This is a genomic window from Synechococcus sp. MIT S9503 (assembly GCF_047304175.1).
GTDB lineage: Bacteria > Cyanobacteriota > Cyanobacteriia > PCC-6307 > Cyanobiaceae > Synechococcus_C.
The window spans coordinates 2606600-2620358 of sequence record NZ_CP138955.1 but is presented as its reverse complement, the minus strand read 5'-3'; the positions used below and the strand labels follow the sequence as shown (position 1 = coordinate 2620358).

19 protein-coding genes and 1 tRNA gene are annotated in these 13759 nt (G+C 53.8%); 17 read left to right on the top strand and 3 right to left on the bottom strand.

Annotated elements, in window-relative coordinates; genetic code table 11:
• Positions 1-7 precede the first annotated feature (7 nt).
• The 9 genes from SIB56_RS14155 (at position 8) to SIB56_RS14115 (ending at position 6498) form a co-directional block, all read left to right on the top strand.
• The gene (locus tag SIB56_RS14155; protein WP_006042122.1) at positions 8-103 is read left to right on the top strand and encodes a photosystem II reaction center protein T; all 96 of its coding nucleotides are present in this window, start codon (positions 8-10) and stop codon (positions 101-103) included.
• A 117-nt stretch (positions 104-220) separates the two neighbouring features.
• Positions 221-703 (top strand): transcriptional regulator NrdR, encoded by a 483-nt coding sequence (gene nrdR, locus SIB56_RS14150; protein ID WP_413324514.1) that lies wholly within the window; start codon positions 221-223, stop codon positions 701-703.
• A gap of 95 nt (positions 704-798) precedes the next feature.
• Complete coding sequence (locus tag SIB56_RS14145) at positions 799-1899, top strand: 30S ribosomal protein S1 (protein ID WP_413324513.1); 1101 nt, start codon at positions 799-801, stop codon at positions 1897-1899.
• 13 nt (positions 1900-1912) lie between these two features.
• Entirely contained in the window at positions 1913-2710 is a 798-nt protein-coding gene (locus tag SIB56_RS14140; RefSeq protein ID WP_413324512.1) for an HAD family hydrolase, read from the top strand.
• 40 nt (positions 2711-2750) lie between these two features.
• Positions 2751-3977 (top strand): methionine adenosyltransferase, encoded by a 1227-nt coding sequence (gene metK / locus SIB56_RS14135; protein WP_413327450.1) that lies wholly within the window; start codon positions 2751-2753, stop codon positions 3975-3977.
• A 7-nt stretch (positions 3978-3984) separates the two neighbouring features.
• Complete coding sequence (locus SIB56_RS14130; RefSeq protein WP_413324511.1) at positions 3985-5256, top strand: sugar kinase; 1272 nt, start codon at positions 3985-3987, stop codon at positions 5254-5256.
• A gap of 162 nt (positions 5257-5418) precedes the next feature.
• Entirely contained in the window at positions 5419-5706 is a 288-nt protein-coding gene (locus tag SIB56_RS14125) for a DUF2470 domain-containing protein (RefSeq protein WP_413324510.1), read from the top strand.
• 21 nt (positions 5707-5727) lie between these two features.
• Positions 5728-6435: a ComF family protein gene (locus tag SIB56_RS14120; RefSeq protein ID WP_413324509.1), complete on the top strand. Its 708-nt coding sequence runs from the start codon at positions 5728-5730 to the stop codon at positions 6433-6435.
• Positions 6426-6498: transfer RNA gene (locus tag SIB56_RS14115), tRNA-Phe, on the top strand. Before SIB56_RS14120 ends, SIB56_RS14115 begins: the two co-directional genes overlap by 10 nt.
• 384 nt (positions 6499-6882) lie before the next feature.
• Here the strand turns inward: SIB56_RS14115 and SIB56_RS14110 are convergent.
• A complete protein-coding gene (locus SIB56_RS14110; protein WP_413324508.1) occupies positions 6883-7146 on the bottom strand; it encodes a hypothetical protein in 264 nt (87 codons plus the stop codon).
• A gap of 889 nt (positions 7147-8035) precedes the next feature.
• Here SIB56_RS14110 and SIB56_RS14105 point away from each other — a divergent pair.
• The 5 genes from SIB56_RS14105 (at position 8036) to SIB56_RS14085 (ending at position 10729) form a co-directional block, all read left to right on the top strand.
• On the top strand, positions 8036-8254 hold the full coding sequence (locus SIB56_RS14105) for a Nif11-like leader peptide family natural product precursor (protein WP_413324507.1): 219 nt from the start codon (positions 8036-8038) through the stop codon (positions 8252-8254).
• Positions 8255-8342: 88 nt separating this feature from the next.
• Positions 8343-8912 (top strand): hypothetical protein, encoded by a 570-nt coding sequence (locus SIB56_RS14100; RefSeq protein WP_413324506.1) that lies wholly within the window; start codon positions 8343-8345, stop codon positions 8910-8912.
• Between the two features lie 695 nt (positions 8913-9607).
• On the top strand, positions 9608-9856 hold the full coding sequence (locus SIB56_RS14095; RefSeq protein ID WP_413324505.1) for a hypothetical protein: 249 nt from the start codon (positions 9608-9610) through the stop codon (positions 9854-9856).
• Between the two features lie 100 nt (positions 9857-9956).
• Positions 9957-10271, top strand: coding sequence for a DUF1311 domain-containing protein (locus tag SIB56_RS14090; protein WP_413324504.1), 315 nt, complete (start codon positions 9957-9959; stop codon positions 10269-10271).
• Positions 10272-10408: 137 nt separating this feature from the next.
• A complete protein-coding gene (locus tag SIB56_RS14085) occupies positions 10409-10729 on the top strand; it encodes a hypothetical protein (RefSeq protein ID WP_413324503.1) in 321 nt (106 codons plus the stop codon).
• A 77-nt stretch (positions 10730-10806) separates the two neighbouring features.
• Here the strand turns inward: SIB56_RS14085 and SIB56_RS14080 are convergent, their stop codons facing one another.
• Positions 10807-11544 (bottom strand): hypothetical protein, encoded by a 738-nt coding sequence (locus SIB56_RS14080; protein WP_413324502.1) that lies wholly within the window; start codon positions 11542-11544, stop codon positions 10807-10809.
• Positions 11545-11755: 211 nt separating this feature from the next.
• On the opposite strand from SIB56_RS14080, the gene SIB56_RS14075 reads away from it, so the two are divergent.
• Positions 11756-11989 (top strand): hypothetical protein, encoded by a 234-nt coding sequence (locus tag SIB56_RS14075; protein WP_413324501.1) that lies wholly within the window; start codon positions 11756-11758, stop codon positions 11987-11989.
• 28 nt (positions 11990-12017) lie between these two features.
• Here the strand turns inward: SIB56_RS14075 and SIB56_RS14070 are convergent, their stop codons facing one another.
• Positions 12018-12479, bottom strand: coding sequence for a hypothetical protein (locus tag SIB56_RS14070; RefSeq protein ID WP_413324500.1), 462 nt, complete (start codon positions 12477-12479; stop codon positions 12018-12020).
• A 199-nt stretch (positions 12480-12678) separates the two neighbouring features.
• Between SIB56_RS14070 and SIB56_RS14065 the strand changes: the two genes are divergently transcribed.
• The gene (locus SIB56_RS14065) at positions 12679-13125 is read left to right on the top strand and encodes a hypothetical protein (RefSeq protein ID WP_413324499.1); all 447 of its coding nucleotides are present in this window, start codon (positions 12679-12681) and stop codon (positions 13123-13125) included.
• Positions 13122-13748 carry a phycobilisome polypeptide gene (locus tag SIB56_RS14060; RefSeq protein WP_413324498.1) on the top strand — a complete coding sequence of 209 codons (627 nt, stop codon included), beginning with the start codon at positions 13122-13124 and terminating at the stop codon, positions 13746-13748. Before SIB56_RS14065 ends, SIB56_RS14060 begins: the two co-directional genes overlap by 4 nt.
• Positions 13749-13759 lie beyond the last annotated feature (11 nt).

The window sequence follows — 13759 nt, the reverse complement described above, 5'->3', positions numbered from 1 at the left end:
ATACCCGATGGAAAGCTTCGCTTACATCCTCATCCTCACTCTCGCGATTGCAACTCTCTTCTTCGCCATCGCATTCCGCGATCCACCGAAGATTGGCAAGTGATCAATCAGGCCCCGCTTTCAGCGGGGCTTTTTTTATGCCTTCAACGTGAATTCATTGGCAAGATGTCATGGGTGGACGCGAGCCTTACAATTAATACATCTACGTACTTTCAAGGGCGTGCAATGCCCCTCCTGCCAAAACACGGATAGCCGGGTGCTCGAATCGCGAGCCGCCGATGGAGGAAGAAGCGTGCGTCGTCGCCGGGAATGCCTCAACTGCGAGTTCCGCTTCACCACCTATGAGCGGGTTGAAACTGTGCCGATCACAGTGATTAAACGGAACGGCAATCGTGAAACGTTCAGTCGCAGCAAACTCCTGCATGGATTAAGCAGAGCCTGCGAAAAAACGGGCATCGCTCCGGAACGTCTGGAAACCATGGTTGAGGAGCTGGAACTGAGCCTGCAGCAACGTAGTGGTCGGGAAGTGAGCAGCAGCGACATCGGAGAGCTGGTGCTTGAAAAGCTCAAAATTCTCAGTGAAGTGGCCTACATCCGTTTTGCATCCGTCTACCGCCAGTTCAGCGGCGTAAGCGATTTTGTCGCCACCCTGGAAGGCATCAACGCGACCAAGGCGGAACTCACAGCTGCGATTCGAGCCTGATCGTCGATCTGTAGAATCGATAATCCCTTGATTCGGGTCGGCGGGCCTGTATCAGATTCCTTCGCTCTGTCCCATGGGCAGACCGCCAGCGTTCCATGACTGTCACTCCCACAGATCCTTCGCAGGAATCTGCAGTGGATACCGCGGAAGCGGTCTCGTCCGAAGCCGTGGCTGATCAATCAGCCAAGCAAGCCGACTTCGGTACGGATGATGACCTAGGCATTCCCGAAGACATTCCCACAGCTGACGATCCCAGCAGCAGGGCAACCAGCCGGGACATGGAGAACGCCGGATTCACACTCGACGAATTCGCTGCCTTACTGAGCAAATACGACTACAACTTCAAACCCGGCGACATTGTCAACGGCACGGTTTTCGCCCTGGAATCAAAGGGGGCGATGATCGATATCGGAGCCAAAACCGCGGCCTTCATGCCGTTGCAGGAAGTATCGATCAATCGTGTCGAAGGATTGAGCGATGTGCTGCAACCCGGAGAAATCCGGGAGTTCTTCATCATGAGCGAGGAGAACGAAGACGGACAGCTGTCACTGTCCATTCGCCGCATCGAATACCAGAGAGCCTGGGAACGAGTACGTCAACTCCAGAAGGAAGACGCAACCATCTATTCCGAGGTGTTTGCCACCAACAGAGGCGGTGCACTGGTCAGGGTGGAAGGCCTGCGCGGATTCATTCCCGGATCACACATCAGCACTCGCAAACCCAAGGAAGAGCTCGTAGCCGACTTCCTCCCCCTCAAATTTCTTGAGGTCGACGAGGAGCGCAATCGTCTGGTGCTGAGCCACAGACGCGCTCTGGTCGAGCGCAAGATGAATCGCCTCGAGGTCGGTGAGGTCGTTGTTGGCACGGTTCGTGGCATCAAGCCTTATGGCGCCTTCATCGACATCGGTGGTGTCAGCGGTCTGCTTCACATCTCTGAAATCAGTCACGAGCACATCGAAACCCCTCACTCGGTGTTGAACGTGAACGATCAGATGAAAGTGATGATCATCGATCTCGACGCCGAACGGGGCCGGATCTCACTCTCCACCAAGGCTCTGGAACCGGAGCCCGGCGACATGCTCACCGATCCCCAGAAGGTGTTTGACAAGGCCGAGGAAATGGCAGCCCGCTACAAGCAGATGTTGCTGGAACAGGCCGAGGAAGGTGAAGAGCCCCTGAGTTCAATGATGATCTGAGGAAACTGAGCCCATGGCTCATCTCAATCTCAGAAGCCGCGATCTCGGTCCGGTGAGGGGGGTGCTGTTCGACAAGGACGGCACCCTTTCCCATAGTGAGCCTCGCCTGATCGAACTGGCTGATGATCGTATTGAGGAATCCGCTCGCAGATTCCAGCAACGGGGAGCCCACGGCACCACGATTCTGGAGCTGAAGGATCTTCTGAAGAGAACCTTTGGACGTTCGCCGCAAGGTGTCATCCCCGACGGCACGCTTGCTGTTGCTTCAAGACATCACAACCTGCTGAGCACTGCAACAGTGTTCTGCCAGATGAATCTGAGCTGGCCGCAATCACTGTTGCTCGCGGAGGAGGTGTTTGCTCAGGTCGATGCATGCAGACAAAAGCGTCACCCAAGCGGGAAGCCTGTTGGCCTGTTACCGGACGCGGCGAGACTTCTTCGTGAACTGGCCGATGCGGGGATCATCTGTGCCGTGATCAGCAATGACACCACTGCAGGAATTCAGCAATTTCTCGATCAACACCAACTCAACGATTGCATCAGCGGGCTGTGGAGCGCTGATCACCACCCAGCCAAACCGGATCCAGGAGCCGTTCATGGACTCTGCTCGCAGCTGAAGCTGGCGGTGGACACCTGTGCCCTGATTGGAGACGCAGACACAGATCTGTTGATGGCGCGACAAGCCGGCATCGGTCTGACCCTCGGCTATGTGGCGGGATGGCATCGAGAACCCAAGCTGACTGGCCATGAGCATCTGATCAGTCACTGGAGCGAACTGACTGCGACCAAAGACGAAATGTCAAAGCGCTGAAACGCCGACCTCTTACAGTCGCCGGCAATCACCGATGGTCATGAGTCGATACGTCTTCACCTCCGAATCCGTCACGGAGGGGCATCCGGACAAGATCTGTGATCAGGTCAGTGATGCCGTACTCGACGCGCTGCTTGCGCAGGATCCATCCAGCCGTGTGGCCTGCGAAACGGTCGTCAACACCGGCCTCTGCATGATCACGGGTGAGGTGACATCCAAAGCGCAGGTGGACTTCATCCATCTTGTGCGCAACGTGATCAAGGAGATTGGCTACAGCGGCGCTAGAGCCGGCGGCTTTGACGCCAACAGCTGTGCGGTTCTGGTGGCCCTCGACCAGCAGTCTCCAGATATTGCTCAGGGAGTAAATGAAGCCGATGATCATGCCGGCGACCCCCTCGATCTAGTCGGAGCAGGCGATCAGGGCATCATGTTCGGCTATGCATGCAACGAAACACCCGAACTGATGCCCCTGCCCATCAGCCTGGCGCACCGCCTCGCCAGAAGGCTGGCGGAAGTTCGTCATGACGGCACTCTGGGATATCTGCTGCCTGACGGAAAAACACAGGTGAGCGTTGTTTATGACAATGACAAACCTGTCGCGATCGACACAATCCTGATCTCAACCCAACACACCGCTGAAGTGGGAGGCATCAGTGATGAACAGGGAATCCGCGAGCGCATCACGGAGGATCTCTGGACCCACGTTGTGGAGCCTGCAACCGCTGACCTGGCACTGAAGCCGAGCCGTGAAGCAACCAAGTATCTGGTGAATCCCACCGGAAAATTCGTTGTGGGTGGACCCCAGGGTGATGCGGGCCTCACCGGGCGCAAAATCATTGTGGACACCTATGGCGGTTATGCCCGTCATGGCGGCGGCGCCTTCTCCGGAAAGGACCCCACCAAAGTGGACCGTTCGGCCGCCTATGCAGCGCGTTACGTGGCGAAATGCCTCGTCGCAGCTGGCCTGGCTGAAAGAGCAGAAGTGCAGCTGAGTTACGCCATCGGGGTTGCCAAACCGGTTTCAATCCTCGTGGAATCCTTCGGCACCAGCAAGTTGGCCAACGATGCACTGACAGGTCTTGTCCAGGAGCACTTCGACCTGCGACCAGGAGCCATCATCGAAAGTTTCGGACTGCGCAATCTGCCTCAGCAACGTGATGGGCGCTTCTACCAGGACACCGCGGCCTATGGACACTTCGGCCGAAACGATCTGAAAGCCCCTTGGGAGAACGTCGATGCCAAGGCGGCTGAACTGCGTAACACCTGATCCCTAGATGGGCGATTCACTGGCGCTCGGAATCGATCTGGGCACCGGTGGTGTGCGGGTTGCGGTTATCAATCAATACCGTGATCTGCTCTATTCGGACTCAACCGACTACGACCGAAACCTGGAGTATCCCGATGACTGGCGGAACAGCTGCATCCAGCTGATCCAAGCCATCCCGCAAGAGCTTCGCTCCAAGCTCGGAGCTCTTGCGGTGGACGGAACCTCCGGGACCCTGGTGGCCTGCGATCAGCACGGCGAGCCCCTTGGCAAGGCATTGCCCTACAACGTTGCCTGTCCGGAACAGCTCTCGCAGGTTCGTGAGCTGGTCCCCGCAGGCACTCCTGCCGCCAGCGCCAGCGGCAGTTTGGTGCGTGCTCTCAGACTGGCGCTGCTGCACACAGAGCCCCTGCTTCTTCGGCATCAGGCTGACTGGATCACCGGCTGGCTGCTGAAGGACTGGACTCTTGGGGAAGAAGGCAACAACCTCCGTCTGGGCTGGTCACTGACCGATCAGACATGGCCGGAGTCCTTTGACCAACAGTCCTGGCGAGAAGCGCTGCCGGAGATCAGACCCAGCGGCTCTCTGCTGGGGACCATGGACCCTGCGCAAGCCAGCAAGCTCGGTCTTTCCGAAGACATCCTTGTGATCGCAGGAACCACCGATGCCAATGCAGCGGTGCTCACCGCCGATGCCGCCGATGATGAAGGCATCACCGTGCTGGGCAGCACCTTGGTCCTGAAACGGTTCACGGATCAACCCCTGAGCGATGGCGCGGGAACATCCACCCATCGTGTGGGAGGTCGCTGGCTTGGAGGAGGAGCCTCCAACAGCGGTGGTGCCGTGCTGCGAGAGTGCTTCCCAGGGATAGACCTCAACGAGCTGAGCCGACAGATCGACACCGATCAGGAGAGCGGCCTGAAGCTGCTGCCCCTGATCGGCAAAGGAGAGCGCTTCCCCGTTGATGACCCGAACCTTTCTCCGGTCATGACACCTCGGCCGGTCAGTGATGCTCTTTACCTGCATGGCCTGCTGGAGGGCCTGACCCGGATCGAATGCCAGGGTTGGAAGAGGCTCACTGAACTGGGAGCTCCAGCGCCGAAACGCCTGGTGACCCTTGGCGGAGGTGCCAGAAACCCCCAGTGGCGACGCCTACGTCAACGATTGATAGGCATTCCGATCCGCAGTTGTTACAGCCCACCTGCTGCAGGGGTCGCGCGACTCGCACTCACCGCTCTGCAACAGCAGCATGAAGATCTCCCCGTTCCGGGAGAGAATTGACTGAGCGAGCATCCATGAGCCCTTGGTAAACCGAATCCGTGACGCGCTCGCCATCGGGCTGTTCATCGTGTTGGCCGGATACGTGGGGTACAGCGGTTTTCGACTGGCCCTGCTGCTCTGGCAGCGTCTCAGCTGACTTCATCCATTCATCTTCTCTTTTCCATGGCCGCCGATCCGCTCACCCCAGCCATCAGCGAACGCATCTGTCGTCATATGAATGACGACCACAGTGATGCTGTGCTCCGCTACGCGCACCACTACGGAGGCCTGACATCCGCAACGGCCGCAACCATGACAGGAGTCACCGCAGAGGCCATGACCCTGGAGGTCAACGGAGAACCCATCAGCATTCCGTTTGATCACACCCTGACCGACAGCGAAGATGCACACCGCACGCTCGTGGCGATGTTGCGAGCCATGCCCGCCGGAGCTGAACAAGGGGAATCCTGAGATCAGCCGCGGAACAGCACCTTGCTGACCTCCCTCAAGAGATCTCTGAAAGAGCTGTTGATCGAACCGAGCTGTGCGATCTGCAAGCGCCTGTCCTTCTCCGAAGCGCAGCGACCGGATCTCTGCGAGACCTGTCGACATCGGCTCGGTCTTGCAGAGTCAGCGATCAACGGGACAAGACCACTGCCATGGCATGCAGCGTGCTGGTACAACCGCGACATGCGGCGTTTGATCCTGTCATTGCGGCGCAATCACAACATCAACGCACTGCAGGCGCTCTGCACGATCCTCCAACGCGACCTGCCACAGCAAACTCTGCTGGTTCCAATTCCCGGATGGAAAGAGCACAGCCGTGCCAACCCGATTCCTGATCTGATGTGTGGCTGTCTGGATCGACCAGCGCTTCAACTGCTGCAACGGTGTCGCCCCACGGTTGGCCAGCACCGACTCAACCGAAAGCAGAGGGTCAGCAATCAGCACAACAGCTTCAGCCTGAAACGTTCATCTGCTCAGCAGCTGATGCCGCATGGAAAAAGGGATCAGCTGCAGGAGGAGATCTGGCTGGTTGATGACATCCTCACGACTGGGGCAACCGTTGTGGCCGCGCAACAGGCCCTTAAGGCCTCAGGAATCGCCGTCCGTGGCGTGCTCTGCCTGGCCAGAACGGGCCTGAGGGTTCCACCCCGTGATTTAAGATTCAAATGTCGCGCAGACAACGCGCCGGGATAGCTCAGTTGGTAGAGCAGGCGACTGAAAATCGCCGTGTCCCCAGTTCAAATCTGGGTCCTGGCACCTCTCTTAAACGGCAACAAAGCACCGCGCAGTGCCATTCTTGGTCCTGTTCGGTGCTTTGTCTTGTCTGACGAGCGCCGAGGGTGGTCGCAGAATCAGCACTCCCCAAACAGGCACATAAAAAACGGGATGGTCTCCCGGTCCACCCCGTCGCCTCGATTGGCATCTTTCCTCTTTCAGCTCCCTGCTGACTTGTAAGTCGCCTCTGTGTTGTGTATCAAACAGCTACACAAGGTCGTCAAAAGCACAGTTCAGTGAACAGGTTCAGAACTGCACAAAACAAAGAAGCCCGTCAAGGAAGGATGGGTGCGTGATTCCGAAGCGGAACATCTTCAACGTGTCCATCCAAGAGACATGTTCTCTGCGATAGAGGTCTCGATTGAATCAGAGACGCCCTCCGTTACAGAAGCGAACCGCTTCAGCGTTGGACATGCCATCGGCAATCACTTCGTTGACACAGCCGTTGAACACCTGACTTTCCCGCTTCACAGCACAGAGCCCCAGAGCGATCGCCGCCAGGGAAATGGCAGAAACAACAGTGGCAGAAATTTGAATCACTCCGTAAGCAAGCATCGCTTTTCTGTTGCCCTTACACCCCTTCTTGTTTTGTTTACTGGGCGCTGTTTGTGAGGGGTTCTCTTCTGTCATGAGAAACGCAAAACTCCAAAAACTTTATGGTCCATGAATGGTCATCGCAGGCACATGTGGGCAGTGATAACCGCCCTGTGAGTTCACAAGGAACAAAACCTCCATGAAGGAAGGGGGCATTTCTGCCCTCTCCCTACCCATGAGAACTCCGTCTCCCCAGACTTGCGTTCCTCGGGTCTATTGGCGGTTTAGACAGGTGAACCACTCAAGGCAAGTGATCTGCACAACACAGGAAAAGACAAAATTCAGACAACGCCCCTGACCGCTGCGCGACAGACTTCAAAGAACACAAAAGCGTTGCCCTTTCCCGCCCAACAAACTGGAGCTGTCGCCAAGGGGAAGGTACGACGACATGCCTGCGATCGTCGATGAACCGGTAGGCGTTTCAGGAACGCACCAAGATAAAGACCCAGGAGTACTTCAGCACCAGCCGCCGTGCATTTTGACTTCGGATTGCTGAACTGAGTCCAGGTTCAATTGCATCGCTGATGGAATCAGGTATGGGAAGGATCGCTTATCTCCCTGATGACCGATCGCAAGAAGACATCGACCCCAATTTTCAGGCTGACTCTTCAACTTCTTACTGGTCAGCAGAACCATAGCGGATATACGAGATCAATCCACTTGACGATCGGAAGCAGACTCTCTGGAAACATATTCACAGGCAGTTGTCTGCTCAGTCATGGAGACATCATCTAAGCAACTGAGTTTGGCAGGAAGTTCAGCAGCAGTGAACTTCAAATTGAAAAACCGTCAAATAGAACTCCAATCAACCTGAGCGACAGGAAAAAATAACCGACCAGATCCACAAGGTATCTCAGATCACTGATGAAAGTCTGTTGGTTGCCAGAACCACACTTGCTATAACTGAGAAAGCAGTCAGTGGCCCGTGTCTCTCGAGCACCTCACAGAGTTCGAAAAGAGAGTTAAAGAAGACAGAAGTCTTCAAGAGAAATTGAAGGACGCGAAGTGTGAGGGGTGCGTAATCTCTGTTGCTGAAGACGAGGGCTTGACAATTACCGAAGAAGAAGTGAAGGGACTTGTCACTGACAGCGGAAATCAATCAGGAATGAATGCAATCCTTGAGTACTGGAATGGACATCGTTAGAGCATCAACGCCATGGATGGCGTCCTCGAATCCCTCTCCACAGATGCACTGAAGATCATTTCAATCAAGAGAAACAGATATGTCATCCATGACCTCCTTTCAAAAGGAACTCCAGGATCTGCGAGACAACAAAATTCGCTTCCCATATGACCTGAGCATTGAATTGCTTCAGCATCTGAAAGATTCGCTAAGTGGAGGATGGGAACTGCTCAGAGTTCGGCATGAATTGATGATTCGTGAGCATGGGCGCTCTTTGGTTGCTGTCGCCATGGAAGACGAGAAAGGAAATATCGTGATTAAAGATGGAAAGGCACAACCTCAATTCGTCTACACCCTTGGACAAGGCAGGAAAGGATTTCCCGAGATTCTTTGCTTCTTTCCATCCGCATACATTGGACATTTTATTAACAATTTGTGCAACAAAATGGAGTCGGGAGAGGCAGAACCCAATGAAGACGGGAGCTATCTGATAGGCGGGTGTTTTCCACTTAAACCCAAACTGAATTTCATCCTTCTTCCTATCGTTGGAAGTCAGAGAGAGCTTGCCGCAGAAAAGTATGCCTGCCAGTGCGAAAAGGACGAACCACTACTCCTTGCCGTCGCACCATATGAAGATGGAACTCCCTGCACTGATTTCATCCCTGAAGACTTCCATTAACAACAGACACTCTCAAAGCATCCCGTTACGGGATCACTGCTGTAATCAGTCTCCCAGAGCCTATCGTCATCAGGAAAGACATCATGATCACAACGTCCCATGCCTTCGATTTAATGAAATAAGGAACTGAGATCATCATTGCAGCAAGGTGCACAACGACGCCTGTTACAACATCAAGATGGAGCGTGATGAAATAGGCAGCGATAACCAAACAACTGCCAAGAACCCTCATTCGCTGAAGCAAATCCATCCGACTCTTTCCATTGATATCAAGATTAAAGATGACTGGAGTCCATCTGCGACATAGGCTTGATAGGGATTACCGTCACAGCCAAGGGAATGGGCATCACCAAGGAAAAAGAACCGCAATTTCAATTGCTGTAGGATTCAATACCTGCAGATGGAGAAATCTTGGAAACAAAGTCGGCACCAACCGCAAGAGCTTTCGAACACTGGATTGAATACATTGAGGCTTAAGAAAAACAACATCTTTGCCTCCAGAAAACATCACTTTCAATTTGCAATGAGAGATATGAGTTACTCAATTGCTTATAGAGACGGTAAAACTGACTATTAACACGAAACTCTTAACGACCTGGAGGATGCGTGACAGACCCACGAGAGAGCAATCGAAGAGATCGAGGATGCCGAGCTCATCAGACTGGTGGAAAGTGCTGGCATGACAATTGAAGATCATGTCTTCTGAGCAGAAACTGGCAAAGCTGAGTGCAATATTTGCCTTGAAAAAACCTTTAGGAAAGAGTCAATACATTCTGGAAACCAGTCGAAACATTGGCAACAGACGGAAGACCAATAAAGCCAACAAACACTCGGTTCAGCGTTTGCCGAGGAGGGTTGATTGCATCGCGCGATCCGAGAAGAAAAGACTTATCACCTCGACCATCCGAGTCATCACTTCCAAACAGCGTTCAGCAGCGCGCTGAACAATGCCATCGGCACCTCTGTTGGGTTTGCTTGATTCGCCAACCCAGATGCTCGCCAAATCACTGCGGATGCTTTGCTTGAGAAAGTCCAAGAACAACCATGAGATCACTTCCACTGCTGATGTTGATACCGCTGATGCCAGCCAATGCAGAACAACCAGACATTCAGTGCCCAGGAAAGAACACCATCGAAATGAGATGGTGCGCCTCCAAGAGCTTGCGAGAGTCCGATGCAGCACTTGAGAAGAAACTCTCTGCAGAGACTCTGAAGCAATGGAAAGAAGCAACCCAAGAAGCCTGCACTGCCGCATATAGACCTTATTTGCAAGGCACTATCTACCCGCAAATGGTTGCTGGCTGTAATGACCGACTCAACAAAGCTCTGTTGAAAGAAATGGAGAGCCTTGGCAATTAAGACTTGAGATTGTTCAGACATCTGCTACAAGTCAGTAGCAAGCAAAGCACACTGCACAGTCAGTATTTAGCGGATATTGAGAACATCACAGTTCAAGTGGTCTTTTGTATACCTGAACACGAGCCAAGGAGTCAACCATGGTCCACAGACTAGAGACAGACGATGAGTATTTGATGATCCAGGAAATCAAAGAAAAACTGGAGATCGCACGCAATGCAATCAAGCATGCTTCTGACAATCTGCGTCAATTGGAGATGCTTGAAATCGATGCCGCAAACCAAATCATGATGCATCAAACCAACAGGGATGCATTAAAAGACAAAGGAGACATTTTGATTTCGTTCAACAAAGCGCAGCAGGCAATCCTCGAGACAACTCAAATCATGCAATCACACCAGGAGAACACGATTCGCTGGCGAAAAGAAATGAGCGATATCATCAACAGCATGTTTCTATAAAAAAATCAGAATCGAACTTCTCAAGAGCCCTTGAATCGAGCCTGGATAAGCAAACCAAGAGATTAATTTCTTTTGCTTCACATACCTTCTTCAGTAGTAACTGAGAGTCTCTTCGATTTTACCTGCCTCCTGACTGCAGGAAAATCAGGGCGAGTAAGCGCAGGAAAATCTGCCCTTGCTTCCTTGAAGAGATGGCGGATCAGGATTTCGTATTTCCGCCTGGCCTCTGCTCCAGAGTTCCCCGTTGCTTCACAATGCTTGCGAACGATGAGAAAGAACTCCAGAAAGTCGTTGCTGCTGATCCGCTCAACACTTTTGTTGGTCGCCCAGGGTTGAAGACCTAGACCATTAGCTCCTTTCCATAGGTTCTGCTTGTCGGCCAACCAGCGGTTGCGTTGATTCCGGGATTCCTGCTCTGCCCTGGCGAACCAGCGTTCCCAATACACCGAAAGAGCAAGATCCTGCTCAGCCTGCTGCTGCTCCAGTTCTTTGTGTAAGTGCTGCCACTTTTCCTGGGAGGCAGAGATGGCGACCTTTGCTGCTTCCCACGGATCAGGTGTTCCGCAGGAGCCCTCGATGTAAAGGCGCTTTCCCTGACCACGCTTGGTCCGACCAGCAAACGGACGGGGGTCATCGTTCTTCGCAGGAAGGAAACGCCATTTGAGGTTTTGGGTCTTCCTGCTCCTGGCGCTTGGTTTCACACGCACCACAGAGAGGGAAGTGTGAACGATCTTTCCTTGACCACCAAGATCCCGCACAACATTGAGGCTGTGCAGGGTGCCGTTGGTCCAGTCCTGGGGAAGCGAGCGAGACATAGAATTCCTTGGCCGGCGCCATCCCTCAGGAGGGTGACAGCACTGCTGCTCAACACACCAAAAAGTAAGGGAGCAGTAGGGGAGCAGCAAGAAGACAAGCCCGAAAGGCGAGTTCTGGATCGCTGCAAGACCAATTTGAACGTTCTAAAGAGTCAATAGTCGCAACGCCTCTAGTTCAAATCTGGATCCTGACAAATAGCAGAATCGGTCATTGATTCCAATACCGTTAAACGACGATCGAGAATTCAACAACCCTGATGGCTTTGCCATGGCGTTTGACCCGGCATGGAAAAAATGCCTGAAGCAAGGGGAGCTTGACGACAAATCCGTCGAAGAAAAAATCGAGACAGTGATCCTTCGTTTGAACGATCACCCTTTTGTGCAATCAGAACCGGAACAGGCGCGACAGGTGGCTCGCTTCAGAGTGCGCCTGCTTGATCTTTGATCCGCTGGGTTGCACTTAACTCAACACCTCATGCACTGAGCAGATCAATCTGATCATTTCCACTCTGCTCTTCGAGCTCGTCATGAGCAGGATCGATCTGCGGGTCATCCACATAAACCGTTTCGTTCACCGATGGCTCAGGCTCATCGTCATCATCAGCCTCCTCTTGGGGGCAGATCGAATCTGCCAGCGGAGCATCCTGCATCTCCTCATCCGTTGGGGACACCAGCTCAATCACCTGACTCGGAGAATCTTCATCAAGAAGCCCTCGCAGGTGTCTGAGACGGTCACCACTGTCATTCAGCAATTGTCTGCTGGCTTCATCCGGCTCATCATCTGAAAGCTCAGTCGTCGACTGCTGATGGACGTGTTCAAAACGCTCCTCCAAGGCGAGCAAACGCAAGGTGAGTGACTCAGCGATTTCGCTGACTGAATGCAGCTGACGACTGAGCTGCTGGACCATCGCGGAATTGATTTCAGCTGCAGCCATGAGACACAAGCAGTGAGGGCCCGATCGTATCGATCGTGTCTGGGTTGTCCAGCAGTGGTCACTTCAAGACGGTTTCCACCGGTGCATCAACAGATCTGCTGCCCACAGATGGCGTGAACGTCTTCTGTTGACATCCCCAACGATCAGCACCAGCGAATCCGAACAGTAGGGATACAGTTCCCGAGGCCGGACTTGAGCGATGGAAGGATCACAACAGGCCAGCCTCACGTCGTGGATCGAGGGGCTAGGAGCTGAAAAAGAGCAGATTCATTCTGTAGGAGATCAGATTCTGCGGCTCAACCTGAAGCCGGACGACCTCCAACTCTGGAGGGATACCTTCAGCGCAATGGCCAAGCCTGGAAACGTGCTGCTGGCCTGCGAAAGCGATGCCTGCCCATTGGAGGCCACCAGACTCACATGGGTTGTGGGAGCTGCAATCCGCAGCGCTGCTGTCAACTCTGCTGCCGAAGTCGGCAAACTCTTGAAGCGCCTTGGAGTCAGCGACCCAATTGCCGAGGCAATCCCCTGCCACTGTCCAGGGGTTGGCAACGAGATCGCATGGGCGTTCTATCTGGAACGCCATGGCTGGCTCACAGCCTGCCCGATTCTTCCTATCTCATCGACCAACAGCTCGGTTCATCCTTGAACTCCGCTTCAGCAGCACAGATCAAGGAACTGGCACTGCGTTCGCAGGTCTGCGGCCTCGGCACGGATTGCAGCCTTCCGCAGCATCTCCGGAATCTGGTCAATGATGCCGACAAGGGAAAACGTCTTCTTGATGATGATGAAATCCGTTTCTGCTGTGACTGGTCAGGCGCTGATGCCGCTCCGCTGATAGCGCTGCAAAACCAGACCTCGGAACTCGTTGATCAGGCGCGTTCAGATCTTCTGAAGCAGCAACCGCATCTGACGAAGCCTGGTGGCAAATTGTTCCCCAAAGAGCGGGCCGAAGCCTGCTGGCGAGACTGCTTCCATTTTCTCAGAATCAGCATCTACGGAACAGCCTTAGGGCGATCTGAGATCACAGACAGCAACGGGATGCGATGCCTCGCTGAGCTTTATGCACTGCTCGATGTTCCGGTCCCGGCGTTGTTGCTGGCATTGGATCAGCTGCGAAAGCACTCAGTGATCACATACGCCGAACTCGGAGCGGGATCAAGTGCAGAAGCACTGGCTGACGCACTGACTCATATCTGCAACATGATTCGCAAGGAGATGAAGGAACACGACGGCACGCAGCAGTCAGACCATGAAGCAGACATAAAATGATCAACAACAAC